Origin of the sequence: Paenibacillus aceris (assembly GCF_017874035.1) — a bacterium.
GTDB classification, from domain to species: domain Bacteria; phylum Bacillota; class Bacilli; order Paenibacillales; family NBRC-103111; genus Paenibacillus_E; species Paenibacillus_E aceris.
The window spans coordinates 42,103-58,525 of record NZ_JAGGKV010000006.1; the positions used below are offsets into that span (position 1 = coordinate 42,103).

16 protein-coding genes and 1 other RNA gene are annotated in these 16,423 nt (G+C 45.3%); 7 read left to right on the forward strand and 10 right to left on the reverse strand.

What is annotated here, in order from left to right; genetic code table 11:
* Window positions 1–4: 4 nt before the first annotated feature.
* Window positions 5–538, reverse strand: coding sequence for a TlpA family protein disulfide reductase (locus J2Z65_RS12935; RefSeq protein ID WP_167060477.1), 534 nt, complete (start codon window positions 536–538; stop codon window positions 5–7).
* Between the two features lie 134 nt (window positions 539–672).
* Between J2Z65_RS12935 and J2Z65_RS12940 the strand changes: the two genes are divergently transcribed.
* Together J2Z65_RS12940 and J2Z65_RS36110 are read left to right on the forward strand one after the other, a co-directional pair.
* The gene (locus tag J2Z65_RS12940; protein WP_338111715.1) at window positions 673–1,986 is read left to right on the forward strand and encodes an MFS transporter; all 1,314 of its coding nucleotides are present in this window, start codon (window positions 673–675) and stop codon (window positions 1,984–1,986) included.
* 49 nt (window positions 1,987–2,035) lie between these two features.
* The gene (locus J2Z65_RS36110; RefSeq protein WP_167060480.1) at window positions 2,036–2,464 is read left to right on the forward strand and encodes a M67 family metallopeptidase; all 429 of its coding nucleotides are present in this window, start codon (window positions 2,036–2,038) and stop codon (window positions 2,462–2,464) included.
* Here J2Z65_RS36110 and J2Z65_RS12950 read toward each other — a convergent pair.
* The 3 genes from J2Z65_RS12950 to J2Z65_RS12960 are packed head-to-tail and all read right to left on the reverse strand — an operon-like array spanning window position 2,458 to window position 5,743.
* Entirely contained in the window at window positions 2,458–3,192 is a 735-nt protein-coding gene (locus J2Z65_RS12950; RefSeq protein ID WP_167060483.1) for an exonuclease domain-containing protein, read from the reverse strand. The genes J2Z65_RS36110 and J2Z65_RS12950 overlap by 7 nt on opposite strands.
* A 41-nt stretch (window positions 3,193–3,233) precedes the next feature.
* Window positions 3,234–4,319, reverse strand: coding sequence for a DUF294 nucleotidyltransferase-like domain-containing protein (locus tag J2Z65_RS12955; protein WP_167060486.1), 1,086 nt, complete (start codon window positions 4,317–4,319; stop codon window positions 3,234–3,236).
* A gap of 38 nt (window positions 4,320–4,357) precedes the next feature.
* The gene (locus tag J2Z65_RS12960; RefSeq protein ID WP_167060489.1) at window positions 4,358–5,743 is read right to left on the reverse strand and encodes an ammonium transporter; all 1,386 of its coding nucleotides are present in this window, start codon (window positions 5,741–5,743) and stop codon (window positions 4,358–4,360) included.
* A 302-nt stretch (window positions 5,744–6,045) separates the two neighbouring features.
* Here J2Z65_RS12960 and J2Z65_RS12965 point away from each other — a divergent pair, with 302 nt between their 5' ends.
* Both J2Z65_RS12965 and J2Z65_RS12970 read left to right on the forward strand, forming a co-directional pair.
* On the forward strand, window positions 6,046–6,486 hold the full coding sequence (locus tag J2Z65_RS12965; protein WP_167060492.1) for a MerR family transcriptional regulator: 441 nt from the start codon (window positions 6,046–6,048) through the stop codon (window positions 6,484–6,486).
* Window positions 6,487–6,507: 21 nt separating this feature from the next.
* On the forward strand, window positions 6,508–7,200 hold the full coding sequence (locus J2Z65_RS12970) for a zinc metallopeptidase (RefSeq protein ID WP_167060495.1): 693 nt from the start codon (window positions 6,508–6,510) through the stop codon (window positions 7,198–7,200).
* Between the two features lie 53 nt (window positions 7,201–7,253).
* On the opposite strand, the gene gltC is transcribed toward J2Z65_RS12970, so the two are convergent.
* Window positions 7,254–8,138, reverse strand: coding sequence for a glutamate biosynthesis transcriptional regulator GltC (gene gltC / locus J2Z65_RS12975; protein WP_167060498.1), 885 nt, complete (start codon window positions 8,136–8,138; stop codon window positions 7,254–7,256).
* A 160-nt stretch (window positions 8,139–8,298) separates the two neighbouring features.
* Here gltC and tpx point away from each other — a divergent pair, with 160 nt between their 5' ends.
* Window positions 8,299–8,817, forward strand: coding sequence for a thiol peroxidase (gene tpx / locus J2Z65_RS12980; protein ID WP_167060501.1), 519 nt, complete (start codon window positions 8,299–8,301; stop codon window positions 8,815–8,817).
* 48 nt (window positions 8,818–8,865) lie between these two features.
* Here the strand turns inward: tpx and J2Z65_RS12985 are convergent, their stop codons facing one another.
* Both J2Z65_RS12985 and J2Z65_RS12990 read right to left on the reverse strand, forming a co-directional pair.
* The gene (locus J2Z65_RS12985; RefSeq protein ID WP_167060504.1) at window positions 8,866–9,255 is read right to left on the reverse strand and encodes a DUF1499 domain-containing protein; all 390 of its coding nucleotides are present in this window, start codon (window positions 9,253–9,255) and stop codon (window positions 8,866–8,868) included.
* Between the two features lie 147 nt (window positions 9,256–9,402).
* Window positions 9,403–10,749 carry an Nramp family divalent metal transporter gene (locus J2Z65_RS12990; RefSeq protein WP_167060507.1) on the reverse strand — a complete coding sequence of 449 codons (1,347 nt, stop codon included), beginning with the start codon at window positions 10,747–10,749 and terminating at the stop codon, window positions 9,403–9,405.
* Between the two features lie 162 nt (window positions 10,750–10,911).
* Here J2Z65_RS12990 and J2Z65_RS12995 point away from each other — a divergent pair, with 162 nt between their 5' ends.
* Both J2Z65_RS12995 and xylB read left to right on the forward strand, forming a co-directional pair.
* Window positions 10,912–11,409, forward strand: coding sequence for a GNAT family N-acetyltransferase (locus tag J2Z65_RS12995; protein ID WP_167060510.1), 498 nt, complete (start codon window positions 10,912–10,914; stop codon window positions 11,407–11,409).
* Window positions 11,410–11,688: 279 nt separating this feature from the next.
* Window positions 11,689–13,209 (forward strand): xylulokinase, encoded by a 1,521-nt coding sequence (gene xylB, locus J2Z65_RS13000; RefSeq protein ID WP_240159848.1) that lies wholly within the window; start codon window positions 11,689–11,691, stop codon window positions 13,207–13,209.
* 75 nt (window positions 13,210–13,284) lie between these two features.
* On the opposite strand, the gene ssrS is transcribed toward xylB, so the two are convergent.
* The 3 genes from ssrS to cshA form a co-directional block, all read right to left on the reverse strand.
* Window positions 13,285–13,466, reverse strand: a non-coding RNA gene (ssrS, locus tag J2Z65_RS13005) — 6S RNA.
* 50 nt (window positions 13,467–13,516) lie between these two features.
* Window positions 13,517–14,341, reverse strand: a complete 825-nt coding sequence (locus tag J2Z65_RS13010; RefSeq protein WP_167060516.1) for a YesL family protein — start codon at window positions 14,339–14,341, stop codon at window positions 13,517–13,519.
* A 259-nt stretch (window positions 14,342–14,600) separates the two neighbouring features.
* Window positions 14,601–16,205, reverse strand: coding sequence for a degradosome RNA helicase CshA (gene cshA, locus J2Z65_RS13015; protein ID WP_167060520.1), 1,605 nt, complete (start codon window positions 16,203–16,205; stop codon window positions 14,601–14,603).
* Window positions 16,206–16,423: the final 218 nt, after the last annotated feature.

The window sequence follows — 16,423 nt, forward strand, 5'->3', positions numbered from 1 at the left end:
TTTGTCATCCTTTGATGAGACTAGCAATCTTCTTGTCCAGCTCTTTGTGCGAAAGCACGTGAATAACTTCACGGACAACCCCATTTTTATCAATCAAGAAGCTCGTCGGAATGGCAACAACCCGATACGTATCCGCATTCGTTCCTTGCTTATCCAAAAGCACTGGGAAAGGATATTTATACGTCTCCACAAATTTCTTGATATTTTCCAATTTATCTCCAGGCGTTACATTCACCGCATACAGATCAAACTGTCCCTCGTATTTGTGATAGACATTCACCAGATCCGGCGCTTCCTCTTCACAAGGACCACACCAGGAGGCCCAGAAATTAACGAGCAGAGGTTTCTCACGCGGACCGCCAATCGAATACGCCTTCCCATCGAGTCCTGTCAGTGTAAAGGAAGGAGCTAAGAAATTCACCTGAGGGGCTTGTTCTGTAGGCATCAATGTTTCTTTATTCTCACGCTGGGCATTTTGATAAATGGCTATCCCCGCCAATATTACGACCAATACGATCACGAATACATTCTTTTTCAAAAAAGTCTTCACCTCCACTCTGTCTATATTATCCCCAAATCGGGCGAATTTCCAACATTGGCTTGTCCGCAAGTATGCTTTCTCCATAATCGGGTAAAGTAAGCCTACCAATCATGCGGAAAGGAACCACAAAAGTGAACAAAGTCGCAACATCAAATGCCAGAACAAGAGACAAAAACAGATTCAAAGACATGTCCAATCACAGCTCTAACAACAGTTCCAACAACAAATCCAGCACTAAATCAAGCAAAGGTTCTATCTGGGAGTACATCGCCATTGCCACAATTCCTCTAGTACTTGTGTTAGGGAACTCCATGTTGGTCCCTATTTTACCTGATCTGCAAGAAAAAATGGGTATTTCCCGCTTCCAAAGCTCTCTCGTCATCACCTTATTCTCCGTCGCAGCAGGCATTATCATTCCAGTGTCCGGTTATTTATCCGATCGCTTCACACGGAAATCAGTTATCATCCCGTCACTCATCGTTTATGGAGCTGCCGGGGTTCTGGCAGGCTTTGGCGCTGTTTGGAACTCTTACCCTGTCCTTATCATCGCTCGCGCCATACAAGGGCTTGGAGCGGCTGGTACTGCGCCTATCGCCATGGCACTCGTTGGTGATCTGTACAAAGGCGGTGACGCAAGTAAAGCTCTCGGGCTCATCGAAGCTTCTAATGGGACTGGTAAGGTGGTTAGCCCGATATTAGGCTCTTTGCTTGCTATGATCGTCTGGTTCGCTCCTTTTTTCGCATTTCCGATATTTTGCTTGTTAGCCTTGCTTGCTGTCATTTTCATGATTAAAGAACCACCCAATGAGAAAAAAGCAGACCCTCTTGGGGTCTACTTAAAGCAAATACGCGATATACTTCGGGAAAAAGGGCGCTGGCTTATCCCTGCCTTTTTCGCGGGTTCGATTACGCTATTTATTCTTTTCGGAGTTCTCTTTTACTTGTCGCAAATATTAGAAGAGAAGCCTTACAGCATTGAGGGGGTCCGTAAAGGCTTTGTTCTTGCTGTCCCGCTGCTATGTATGGTCATTACCTCGTATACAACAGGCGCCAAAATCAAACAGAACGGCGTATTAATGCGTTGGTTAATGAATATCGGACTGATCTTAATGACCGTTTCATTAACGCTAGCCATCTTTCTGAACACGAATCTCTATGTTTTCATCGGTTTACTTTCACTCAGTGGAATCGGAACAGGCCTCCTGCTCCCCTGCTTAAATACCATGATAACCGGTTCTGTCGAGCGTGAGCAGCGCGGTATGATCACATCGTTGTACAACAGCCTTCGCTTTATTGGGGTAGCTTTTGGTCCACCCTTATTCGGATGGCTCATGAACATGTCGCACAAAACCTTATTCATCACAGTAGCCTCAATGGCACTTCTCATGCTGGCTCTTGTCTTCTTCTTTATTAAACCGAATGAGGAATTGAAAGAAAAAGCATGATATACTAGCCACATTCTGAGCTAAGAGCTGTAATGAGGTGTGAACGCTAGTGATCGTTCAATTTAAAGATGAGCTTTACAACCAACTTCTCCAACATAGCCTCCAAAAGCTGCCCGAAGAAGCGTGCGGCCTCATCCTGGGCGAACACTCTCCAAGTGCGAACGGGAGTCTTTTCGCCCATGCTCTTATTCCACTTCATAATTGCGCCAATGATCCTAGGGGTCATTTCGAATTAAGTCCTAACGAGATGATTCCCTATCTTACAGATAGCCAAAATCCAGTCATCGGGTTGTTTCACTCACATCCTACAGCCCCAGCAATTCCATCCGAGTTGGACCTGCAAACACTTTGGCACACGATTCCCACTTACTGGATCTTGTCCTTGCAGCATATGCATAACCCTGAACTGCTTCTTTACCAAATAAAAAAAGCCGTCTCAACCGGGTATCACAAACTCTCGTTTGTAATCGGTCAATGATGGCTTAAAAGGGCGTATAGATCACCTAATGTATCTACATTCCTCGCTTTGATTTCCTCCATAAATCTTGACCAGAGCGTAGCCGTCATTAAGGAATCTTCAAGGGCATGGTGACGTTTCGTAACCGGAATCTCATAAGCATGGAGTAAAGAATCTAGGCTTAAATTTTTCCTCTTGGGCATCAACCACTTCGCTATCATCATCGTATCGAGAACGCGATGAGACAAGCTGACCTTAGAGGTACGCCAGAGGGCAGAATTCAAAAAGTTTTTATCATGACCGGTTGCATGAGCAACCAAGATTCGCTGTTGGACAAACTCCAGAAAATCACTCAGTACGCCGATCAGTTCCGGCGCATCCGCAGCCATTTCATTCGTAATCCCCGTTAGTTCAACAATGTCATCGGGAATTTTCCGTTTCGGGTTTACCATACTATAGAAGGTTTGATCTTTCTGCACTTCACCGCCAATGACAGAGACCCCGCCGAACGAAATAATTTCATCACCGTTATAAGGAGAAAACCCCGTCGTTTCCAAATCAAAAACTACAATTTCCATCGAGTGCAGCGGTATTTCAAACAGGGAATCCTTCCTCTGTTCTTTTAACATGGAGCGAATAAATGCCATCTGCTGCGCACTTTGCACATCAAACATGGAGGTAATCGCCGGTGTTAAGCCTCCCATTTTGTACAATTGCCACATACGTCCAGCCGGGCGCATATCTTTCATTCCGATTCACCTCTCCAGCACAAGAAAAAATGCAATCCGATTTATCTAACCTTTTTCTCTTCTATGTGTGAAACAATCGACCTTTTTACATACTTCTGCAGTTCAATCCCAGAGCGTAAGCATTGCTTTAATTCATGTTTGACTTCTTTGGTCAATTGATCGGCCCCAAGCTTCCCCCGGGTTGTATACATCTCATTTTCCAGTTGAAATGGAGTCAAATCCCTCAGTCTAAGCGCGACGCCAAAAGCTTGCAGCCATTCATTCGCCTGTTGTTCCGGAATAAACGCCCCTTCCTTCAACAGCTTTATCCTTTGCGACGTGGATGAGTGCGTTATCCCAGCCTGGATGGCAAGCAGACGAATGCCGTTTACAATAGGAATATAAGCGCCATACTTGATATCAAAACCACCTGCGTCTTCGCCATACCTTTCAGTAATGAGTTGGCCGAAGATGCCCAACGATATTTTGTGGTGGAGCGTATTCGATAGTAATTGATTCAAAATGCCCGGGTGCTCCTGAACATAGGTCAGAAATGCCCCTTTAAGCTGATCCACTAAATCTTGAGAGCCATATATACAGCGCATATCCGCCATGATGAGTAAATAACGGACATTCTCCCAATCCGGTTCTTGCAACCACCCCAGCATCATGCCGGTATATCCGGTAATCGGCTTACGCCATTGTTTATTACTAGAGATAACATTCCCTTCACAAGGCGGGTAACCCAGAGCATCTAACCCTTGTAAAATGCAATCAACCAATTTTATGAAGTACGCTTCTACATATTCCTCAAGATGTTCTGCACTTTCACCGTAAATAAGCCCGTTATCCTGATCACTCCATAAGGTTTGCTCACTGCGTCCACCACTCCCGAACAAAATGAAAGCATATGGCACAGGAGGCTTCCCATAGCCCTCGTCTTCTAACATATGTTCAGCCAGTTCGATCGTCCTTTGAATAAAAGCATCATGGATCGCATTCACTTTTCGACCTAATTCTGGTGTATGAGAGAAAAGGAGATGCTCCCGAAACATCTCATGCACCTGATCTCTGGTTATTCGCATCTCATCGAACTGTTCCGATAGATAGATACGCTCCAGGATCTGTTCCATTGAGAGATGTTTCATGTTGCATCCCCTTTGCTCATGTAGAAAGTTATGAGGTATTAAACGGACACGCCGTTTTGAGCTGCTTTCTTCATTTGTTCTGGGTAACCGTATGAACCGTGTTCAGACAAGTCCAGACCAATGATTTCTTCTTCTTCTGTAACACGAAGACCTACTGTAGCTTTAAGAATTCCTAAGATAATGAATGATAGAACAAGCACGAATACCAGGGCTCCAAAAACGCCAAGCGCTTGAATTCCTAATTGGTGCAATCCGCCACCATAGAATAATCCTGCGCCGCCGACACCCACTTTAGCCGATAAATCTGGCGTTGCGAAAAGACCCGTGGAAAGTGTACCCCAAATACCCGCGATACCGTGAACAGAGAAAGCATAGATCGGATCGTCGATACCTGCTTTTTCAAACCATTGCGCCGTGAAGAATGTTACAATACCTGCCACTGCTCCGATAACAATCGCCGCCCATGTGTCTACGAACGCACAAGCTGCTGTAATCGCAACAAGCGCAGCAAGTACACCATTCAACATGCTAGGAATATCCGCTTTACCGAAGTACATCCATGAGATAATCAACGCCGCAACGCCACCTGCCGCAGCAGCCATATTCGTTGTCAATGCGATATAACCGAAGAATCCATCTCCCATTGCACTTAGCGTGCTTCCTGGGTTAAATCCGAACCAACCAATCCAGAGAATGATAACACCGAGAACAGATAACACTTGGTTATGACCGGGAATCAGGTTTGGCGTTTTATCTTTATTATATTTGCCAATACGTGGTTTTAACAAGATCGTAGCTACAAGCGCTGCTGTCGCACCTTGCAAGTGAACAACCGTCGAACCCGCGAAATCTTGCATGCCAAGCTTGCTCAACCAGCCGCCGCCCCATACCCAGTGAGCAACGATGGGATAAATGACTACGGTAAACAAAATTCCGAAGATAAAGTAAACAGGAAGCTTAGCTCTTTCTGCAAATCCGCCCCAAGCAATTGCCAGGGATACACCCGCGAAAGCTAATTGAAATAAGAATTTGATTCCGATAGGCACATCAGAGGCAGACAAGGAACCGAAAGCCGCGGCGGCTTGATCTTCCAAGCCTGTTACGAAGAAGCCTGTCGTTCCGAAGAAAGCATTTCCGTCACCGAAGGCGAAGCCGAAGCCTACTGCCCAGAAAGCGATGGCGCATAATCCGAAAGTTAAGATTGTTTTACCGGCTACGTGACCGGCATTTTTCATTCTAGTAGACCCCGCTTCCAATAAGGCAAAACCAGCTTGCATGAAGATAACCAGTATCGCGGCTAACATAACCCAAACAGCATCGATTGCACTTTGCAATTGGGGTATTGTCGCTTCATCTGCAGCAAATGCGAGAGTAGGAAACAATAAGGCCATGACACCAAAAGCTAACAACAATTTCTTAACCATACGACCACTTCCTTTAATGTTAGATTAAATAACATAAGATGAAACTCTTAATGTCATTATATACAGGTTATTTGGGTTTGACAATAGGATTTTCTCTAAAAAAATGAAAAAAACGAAAAATAACCTGACATCAAACAGGCATAATTCGTGTTTTCATTCATAGATGATGAAAAATGTTAAGTTTTCTATCTTAAACATTCTCACCATAGATAAGCATCACGTTTGACTGTACGGTTTGTAATCAGGTATCATTATTATAGAAGCAAATTATCAAATGACATTGGAGTAGAGGTGAATGAAATATGGGGAATGAGAAGCTCTATAAAATCGGGGAACTAGCTAAACTTGCCGATGTCAGTTCTCGAACCATTGATTACTACACCAAGCTAAACTTGATCGAGCCCGAGAAAAGATCCGATACGAATTACCGTCTTTATAGTGATGAAACTTTGAATCGACTTAAACGTATTGAAACAATGAAGAACGAGAAGTATACCCTAGAGGAGATCAAAGCAAACTTACAGCAATGGAGCAAGGTGTCCCCAGATGATAACGTGAGAGATAAGCTGACATCCATTCAACTTCATCTTGAACAGTTAATGAAGGAAGCCAAGGAGCTGGGCCCGATTATCCAGCAGCTGAACCCAAACCAGCTAAAAAAGCTTTATCGCATACTGACACAGCCAACTGCAGCATGCATTGAAGCATTAATCGTTCTTCTAGGTAAAAATCCGTTCTCATAACGAATTACGGAGGCGTGTGAAATGTTATTTTTTCACCCAATGGATTTTCTCATTATTATTGCATTCGCTCTTTCTTTGTGGGCCTCGTTTCGAGTTCGGGGAACATTCAACAAATGGTCAAATGTCCCTGTCTATTCAGGAATGACAGGCGCCCAAGCAGCACGCAGGATGCTGGATGCCAACGGGCTCTACGATATCCCCGTTGAAGCCGTACGAGGCACGTTAACCGACCACTATGACCCGATGGCTAGAGTTGTTCGCTTATCGGAGCCCGTCTATTACGAAAGCTCCATCTCAGCCATTTCCGTCGCCTGCCACGAAGTAGGGCACGCGATTCAGCACAAAGTTCATTATCCGATGCTCGTTGCAAGACATCATATGTTCCCAGTCGTCAATTTTGCATCCGGTGTAGCGCCGCTCTTAATATTAGCCGGTTTCTTGTTCCAACAGATTCCATGGCTTCTGGGTCTGGGTATTATCTTTTTCGCAGCCGCTGTTGCCTTCCAATTGGTGACATTGCCAGTAGAGTTTAATGCGAGCTCAAGGGCCCGTGATCTGATGATCTCTGAGGGGTTCATCTCCAATCAGGAAGAACGCGGAGTAGCTAAGGTCCTAAATGCAGCCGCACTGACCTATGTGGCAGCGGCACTAATCTCCGTCCTTGAGTTGCTGAAATATATTATGATATTCACCGGTCGTAATAGCGACGATTAACATGAAAAGCTCTCCATTGTGCTGTGGGATCACACACACAAGGAGAGCTTTTATTATTGAAAATATTCATGCAGAAACCGTCTGAACACTTCAGCCACTAGCGGAAGCTTCTCGCCCTTCCGCGAGATTAATCCAACGGTTCGGGTTACTTGCGGATCCGTCACGCGAATTTTGGCAGGCTGCATCTGCCCGCCTTCAATTAAAGCCATAGAAGGCAGCAAGCTGACACCCATTCCCGCGGCAACAAGACCGCGTATCGTGTCCGTCTCTTCTCCTTCGAATTCAATTTTCGGAACGAACCCCGCCTTCAGACAAGCCTCCATCACGATCGAGCGTAGCGTATATTCTTCGCTAAACATAACAAAATTCTCATGTTTAAGTTGTTCAAGTCGAATCGACGTATAGTCAGCAAGGATATGATTGGACGGAATAATCGCGTATAGCTCTTCTGTCAGTAATAATTCACCCGTCACATGCTCGTGTGACTCTGGGAATGGCGAAATGAAAGCAAGATCGATTTCACCTTTTGAAACATCTCGAATCAAGGACGTGTAAGTTCCTTGACGCAGCCGAAATTTAACATTAGGGTGATCTTTCTTAAAAGACGCAACAACCGCAGGAAGCAAATTAATGACTAAGCTGTGCGGGAAGCCAATACGGATTTCGCCGGCTTCAGGATCTAGAAATTCATGCATCTCACCTACCGCGCGTTCCAAATCCGTTAATATCCCCTCGATGCGGCTCAAGAATAAATGGCCAACTGAAGTGAGATGCAGGTTACGCCCTTTTTGAACAAACAAATTAACGCCCAGCTCCTCTTCCAACAGATGAATCTGGCGACTAACAGCCGATTGTGCCACATGCATTTCTTCCGCAGCTTGGGTCACATGCTGTTTTCTTGCAACTTTCACAAAGTACTGCAATTGTCTTAATTCCACTTGGATAAATCCTCCGACTTTTCTTACAGAATTACGATTCTGTCTACATTTTATGCATCTAAATTATAGCTTCACAGCATCAATTGGACAACTTAAGATCAAAAAGCTTATAATAAAAAAGTTGTTATCTTGCATGGAAATTAAAGGAGGAACTGTTCAAATGGCACAAGACCGCACTGGTGTTGCTACCCTCAAAGGTAACCCGATCACCTTGGTAGGACCTGAAATTAAAGTAGGTGACAAAGCACCTGACTTCACTGTGAACAAAGATTTGATGACTCAAGTAACTTTGGCAGATTATGCTGGTAAAGTAAAGCTGATCAGCGTAGTTCCATCTTTGGATACAGGCGTTTGTGACGCACAAACTCGCCGCTTCAATGAAGAAGCAGCTGGCCTTGGCGACAATGTTGCTGTTCTGACAATTAGCGTGGATCTTCCTTTCGCACAATCCCGCTGGTGCGGTGCTGCAGGAATCGATAAAGTTATCACTTTGTCCGATTACAAAACAAAATCCTTCGGCGAAGCATACGGCGTATTAATCAAAGAGCTTCAACTTGATATGCGTTCCATTTTCGTCATTGATGCAAACGATACGGTTCAATACGTAGAGTACTTGGGCGAAATGACAGCTCACCCTAACTACGAAGCTGCCGTTGAAGCAGTCAAAAAACTAGTTTAATACACACAAATAAAACAGCAAGGAGGCCTAGCTTCCCTGCTGTTTTTATTATCCTTCAATTTTATATTGAGCTAGTTTTCGGTCTAATTGTTTATAAATATCTATAATCGTACGGTAGTTGGAGCCCAGATCTCCCATCGAACCGCGGGATGCCGAATAAATGTCCACCGCAGTTTTCACGGGATTGATCGCAAACAGTGTCAAAGTAACATCTTGTGTCCTGCCTGTCATTGTTTTGCGTTCCGCGAGAATCTCGCCTACATTTTGAACTTCGTGCAGCAGCTTATACCCCGGTGTTTTTTTCAGAACAGCCGTGACCTCTTCCCACACCTGATCTTTGGGAAGCTTATAATATCTTGTTTTAAGCAAAGGATCTTTGGCTTTATCTCCGGTCGTTTCGTGACTGCGAAGTAATCCGATTAAAGTTCTCTTAAGCAAAAGCCTTTTCCCCCTTCAATGAAGTGCATTTAGACCGCTTGCCATCTCTACACTGTTCTCTATATTACCACTGTTTGGGGATAAGAAAAAGAGGGAAAATGAAATCAATGGGATTACTCCGCTTCTGTTTCCAGATGTTTCTAATTATTAACCAAAAAAGGTGCTGTATAGCAAATAAGCATTTAAGACGGCAATCAATATCGCAACAAACCAACTAAGCACAATCATCCACTTCGGTGTTACAAGCTCACCCATCTTTTTCCGGTCCGATGTAAACTTAACAAGCGGGATAACAGCAAAGGAAAGCTGCAGCGATAGGATGACTTGACTTAGAATAAGTAAATCCGTAGCACCACTTTCACCATAAATGCCAATCACAATGACCGCTGGAATGATTGCAATCATCCGTGTAATTAAGCGGCGCAACCATGGTGAAAGTCTGATGTTCAGGAAGCCCTCCATGACAATCTGTCCGGCTAAGGTGCCTGTAAGCGTAGAATTTTGCCCTGAAGCCAGCAAAGCAACGGCAAATAAAATACTCGCGGCGCCAGTTCCAAGCATTGGCCCTAATAGATGATAAGCATCTTGGATCTCGGCTACTTCCTTACCAGCCGAATGAAAAGCTGCTGCCGAGAGAATGAGAATAGCCGCGTTGACGAATAATGCTAGCATTAAAGCGACAGTAGAATCAATGGTAGCGAATTTTATCGCTTCGCGTTTTCCTTCAATGGTCGGTTCAATTTTACGCGTCTGTACAATCGAAGAATGTAAATATAAATTATGAGGCATGACCGTCGCCCCCAGAATACCAAGAGCAATGTACAGCATCGCAGGGTTAGTTACAATTTCAGTTCTTGGGATGAAGCCCGCTGCCACAGCCGCAAAATCAGGTCTTGAAAATATCAGTTCCATTACGAAGCAAAAAGTAATTAGGGCAATCAAGCTGATAACCATTGCTTCAATGTATCGGAAGCCTCTTTTTTGCAGCATAAGAACTAACAGAACATCTATAGACGTTAAAATAACGCCATATATCAACGGAATCCCGAACAGCAAATTCAAAGCGATCGCCGCGCCGATGACTTCAGCTAAATCACATGCCGCAATCGCTAATTCACATAGCACCCATAGCACAAACGACACAGGTTTACTGTAATGGTCCCGACAAGCTTGCGCTAAGTCACGTCCTGTTACAATACCTAAGCGGCCAGCTAAAGCCTGCAGGAGAATAGCCATCAGGTTTGATATTAAAATTACGGACAAAAGTGTATAACCAAATTGTGAACCCCCTGCCAGATCGGTCGCCCAGTTACCGGGATCCATATATCCTACCGCTACAAGGTAGCCAGGACCAACGAAAGCAAGCAATTTACGGAAAAATCCAGCCTTCTTAGGCACTCGCATACTTTGATGAACCTCAGGTAAGCTGGGCAAAGAGGATTTCCTTCTCCAGCCTTTCCGTTCCTGCTCGGTTTCTTTATAAGCTGCTTCCATATCTATCTCCTTCTTTCGTAAGACCAATAATGTTGTCCTAGGGAAACTTTTTATTTAGAATTATACTATATAAACCTATACTATGCTATAGGCAAACACTTATGTGCATACGAAATAAATTTTCCCATGGGAAAAACTTAAGAAAAAGGAGCCTCATCCGATATGAATATTCGTCCAATTGCTAATAATCTAGAGTTACTCGAAGCTCACGACATTGAAATGACCGTCTATGCGAAAGAATCCGCCGCTACACGGGAAGCTTTTCAGATGAGAAAGCAGGTGTTCGGCTCCTACTTCCTGGTGGCCGAAACAGAATTTGGTTCCGAGCATCCAATCGTCGGAGTGGCTAATGGTGTGAAACTAAATCATAAGGACCTCGCTGATGAGAGTATCAAACAAGGTGTAGAATATGATGTAAACGGGAGATACTTTTGTTTGCTTACGATTGCTGTCCATCCTAATTATCAACGTCAAGGCATTGCCTCACAGCTCCTCAAGCAAATCATCGATACAGCCAGAGAAGAGGGCTTAGCAGGTATCGTTCTAATGTGCGAGGAGCACTTAATTCCATTCTATAAAAAGCACGGGTTTTGTTATCTCTCCCCATCAGCATCCGAACACGGAGGAGTCCAATGGCATGAGATGCATTTGATGTGGTAATGGACTCAGCGGCCGTTATTTGCTTATTTGTCTCCCTAATCAAGGGCATTACAAGTCAATAGCGGCGAGTGGGTTTGCCCTTCGCATTCACACTCTCGCTCTGCTGCAACAGATCATTTAATTAAAAACATGGAAATCATCTTTCGAAAAGAAGGAATTTATCCTTTTCTTGCGAATATATTAAATGAGTCATCTTTGTATATTTATTAAACAAACAAAGATTATCCAGAACAACATTCTATCATAATCAACAAAGGGTGAATTCTTATGTCGTATTTCATGGGCTTAGATTTAGGAACTTCTGCAGTTAAATGCATACTTGTGAATGACTCAGGAACTGTCATTGACAGTCATAGCGTCGAATACCCGCTTCAACAGCCTCATCCCGGTTGGGCTGAGCAGCATCCTGAGGACTGGTGGAACGCCACGATAGAGGGCATCCGCGCCCTCTTAACGAAAACAAACATTGCTGGCAGCGATGTTGCGGGGATCGGTTTCTCCGGACAGATGCACGGCTCTGTCTTCCTTGACGAGGCGCAGCAGGTCATCCGTCCTGCGCTGCTCTGGTGCGATCAGCGCACCGCGGAGCAGTGCGCCTACATCGAGTCGACCGTCGGCGAAGCCGAACTCGGCCGACTGACAGGCAACAGGGCGCTGACCGGCTTCACCGCGCCCAAAGTCATTTGGCTCCGGCAGCACGAGCCGGAGAACTACAAACGCGTTCGGCATCTGCTGCTGCCGAAGGACTACGTCAGGCTGCGCCTGACGGGTGCGTTCGGCATGGACATGGCCGACGCAAGCGGCACGCTGCTGCTGGATGTCGCACACCGCAGCTGGTCCCAAACCGTTGCCGAGCGGCTGGAGATCCCGCTGGAGTGGCTGCCGCCGCTGTTTGAATCCGGCGACGTAGCCGGTCATCTGCTGCCGGAAGCAGCCAGCCTCACGGGCCTAACCGCAGGTACGCCGATTGTAGCCGGCGGCGGAGACCAAGCATGCGGCGCCGTAGGTGTCGGCGTCGTTCGCCAGGGCATCGCGTCGGTGGCGCTCGGTACGTCCGGAGTCGTCTTCGTTCATGACGACTCGTATCAAGTGGATGAAGCATACCGGCTTCATTCTTTCTGTCACGGCGTGCCAGGCAAATGGCACCGCATGGGGGTTATGCTGGCGGCCGGCGGCTCGTTCCAGTGGTGGCGCAACCACTTCGCACACGAGGAGTTGGAGCGTGCGCAGCAGGAAGGCAAGGATGTCTACGAGATCTTGACATCCGAAGCCTCTACCGCTCCCCTGGGGAGCGAAGGCTTGCTGTTCCTGCCTTACTTGTCCGGTGAGCGGACGCCGCACCCAGACCCTAAAGCCCGCGGTGCATTCATCGGGCTCAATCTTAGACACGGCAAAGCCCATCTTACCCGTGCCGTTCTTGAAGGCATTACGTTCGGGCTTCGCGATTCCCTTCAATTAATCCGGGAGTCCGGTGTCGAAGTGACCGAACTTCGCGTGAACGGAGGCGGTGCTAGAAGCCCGTTCTGGCGTCAAATGATTGCCGACATCTTCGGCATCCCTGTCGTCACTGTCAACTCCACAGACGGTCCGGCCTATGGCGCTGCCATCATGGCAGCCTCCGGAGTCTTAGGAGAAGACATCACATCGCTTTGTGAGAAGTGGATCCAAGTCACAGATCGCGTTGAGCCAAATGCTGATAATCAAAGTAAATATGAGTCCTATTATCAAATCTATCGCGGTCTCTATGGTACCCTTCAACATACTTTTCACCAATTAAGCGACCTTGCCGGTCATTCTTAATTCTTAGAACTAAAAAAGCGGTTGAACAGGAAATCTCCTGCTCAACCGCTTATTTGTTTTATGCTTAAGAACGCAAAGAAACCCGCCTATGCCGTCCGGTTTTTGTGCTTCAAACCCGCTCTCGCAGGTGGGTGTCCGCAGAAGTGTATTTGAGGTCCCCTTTCGAGGGCATGTCAGCCACACTTCGATTTAGGTCTCCCTAGAAACAGTCATTGGTTTAAAACAACTTAAAACCGTTACGTACATCGCAGGATTCTTTTGTATTTCTTATTATAGTGCTGTACCGGCTGATAATCAACTGGTAGGTTTATTCTCTATCCTTTTCATCCTTTTTATGCAGGTTAACAACAGAATCTTTGTCTTCTGCCCCATCTTCATTACTATCTTCGCCTTCTTCAGCTTCCGCAAGTCTCTGCTGTTCTTTTTCTTCCAGCTCTTGCTGCTTAATTTGCAGTTTAGTGAAGCTGCGGTTAAACTGCCAGAAGGAAAAAGTCGCCATAATGCTTCCCATGAAGAAAACCACCAGGAAGAAATTGAATTTCGTTATACAAATGTAGAAAATCGCTCCATTACAAAGCAATAACACGATGGAGTTGATTGGATTTCCAATGGAGATCAGAACAGAATTTTTTAAAATCTGGAAAATCTTCATATGCAAATGAACCATGATCGAAAAGAAATTGAATAAGGCAATAATCATTATGACCGTGAAAGCAATGAACAGAACGGCCAATACTTTAAGCGAACTTCCTTGCTTTAAGTAAAAGAAGTAGTTCACACTAATGATTACGAAAATGATAACGAAGAAAATGCCGCCAACCATGCTCTGTACGTAATTTTCTTTATATCCGCGGAAAAATGTTTTGAGCAGAGGAACATCTTCTTCTCCAGTAACCCATTTCCTAGCAACTGCAAACATGGCCGTTGTCGCCGGGAATAAAGTAAACGGTGCCAAAATAGCAATGATCGGTAACATGGCTTTCAGTCCGTCAGGCGATTGACTCACCAATCCCATAAAAGCAAAAAAGAAAACCGGAATGGAACACAACATCCACAACAGATTAATCACCGATAAACGCATGATCCATTCTGATATTTTGTAAAGTCCTCCCATAACTCCTCTAAACTCCAAAACCGCTTCCTCCTTAGCGTTTCCTTTAGGAAACTTTCTACGTTGATTGTCCATGCGTTCTCAATAGCTTGTCTTGCCAACTATAGATTTAATTATAGCCTATTTTTGAACATATAGGTAGACGTCTAGTCGTTCTAGGTGCTTTTACATAAGATAGTATTATTAATGGAACAACTCCCAAATTTTTATCACAACTACTATTGTAAAAAGGCGAAGATCCATCAAGGATCTCCGCCTTTATTTGTATGGGTGTAAACCCTTATTTGTTCACCAAAGTGTCTTCGCTTTTACGAGGAGCTCTTGAACGATCGCGGTTGCCCGGATTGTTGCTTCCGTATTCACGATTTCTGGAAGAGGAGCTGCGTCCTTCTCCACCGTCTCTGTTTGAACCGTAATCTCTGCCATCTTTACGCGGGTAACGGGAATTGGAACTGCCGGAACCGCCAGAGCTGTAACCGCCTTGACGACGATCTCCTGAACCGGAACCATATCCACCGCCAACGCGACGGCCTGAACTGCGTACATCGAATTTTTTCTTTCTGGCACGGATCGGATCTTCCGGTGTCAATTCGATGTTTAATTCTTTTTTGTCGCCTGTCAAAAGCTTCATAGCAGCTGCAAGCAAGTTGACGGAATCATATTGCTCCAGCATTTGGATAGCCAAGCCTTTGAATTCGAATTGCGCATCATTTTGAAGCACATCCAGAATTCGCTCAGCTGTCATTTTTTGTTTGCCTTCGATTGCTTCAGCCAAGCTAGGCAGTGGCTTCTTGCTAATTTTATGACGAGTAACTTTCTCGATGAAGTGCAGGTGATCAATCTCTCTAGGTGTTACGAATGTCCAAGCTGTACCTTCTTTACCAGCACGTCCCGTACGACCGATACGGTGAACGTAGCTTTCAGGATCTTGCGGAAGGTCAAAGTTGATAACGTGCGTTACACCGGATACATCAAGACCGCGAGCCGCAACGTCTGTTGCAACGAGCACATCGATGCTTCCGTCACGGAATTTTCTCATGACATTGTCACGTTGATTTTGGGACAAGTCCCCGTGCAAACCTTCAGCTGCATAGCCTCTTTTTTGTAGAGCTTCCGCTAATTCATCAACGCGGCGTTTCGTACGTCCGAAGATGATGGCCAGTTCCGGAGCTTCCATATCAAGCAAGCGGCTTAATGCTTCGAATTTTTGCTTTTCGTGTAGTTCGATATAAGCTTGATCAATCAATGGCGCGCTGACTTGTTTCGGGATAACCGATACATGCTCAGGATTACGCAGGAATTGTTGAGCCAATCTTTGAATGTTCGCTGGCATTGTTGCGGAGAACAGCATCGTGTGGCGCTCTTCCGGAACGAGCTTCAAAATGGATTGGATATCATCCATGAAGCCCATGTCAAGCATTTCATCAGCTTCATCCAGAATTACCGTTTGAACATCATCAAGCTTAATCGTTTTGCGGTTAATGTGATCTAGCAAACGACCAGGCGTACCGATGATGATTTGCGGTTTCTTTTTGAGCGCGCGAATTTGTTTAACAATATCCTGTCCACCGTAAATCGGTAAGGAACGAATGCCTTTGAAACGGCCGAGCTTTTCAATCTCTTCCGCAACCTGGATGGCAAGTTCCCGTGTTGGACACATAATAAGAGCGGAAATGCGCTCTTCTTTCATATTAATTTTGTGGATAAGCGGGATACCGAAAGCAGCTGTTTTACCAGTACCTGTTTGTGCTTGACCGATCAAATCCCGGCCTTCCATCGCTAACGGAATTGTTTTTTCTTGAATCGGTGTGGATTCTTCAAAACCCATCTCCGTTACCGCACGTAGAATCGCCGGCTCTAAACCAAACTCCTGAAATGTTTTCAAATAAATTCAATCTCCTTTTGTACAGGGCAGGCTAATGCCTTGTATCTTTTTTACCCTTAAGTACGACTTCCTATCCGTGTCTATAGTTTCTTGGTGGATAACATTTCGATTCATCATCTTCCATGATCCAATGGGCCGCCCTTAAGAACATCTAAAATATTATAGCACAAGTCATATGCACAATACCAGAGGCTGCTTTCACGAAGAGAACGAATGAT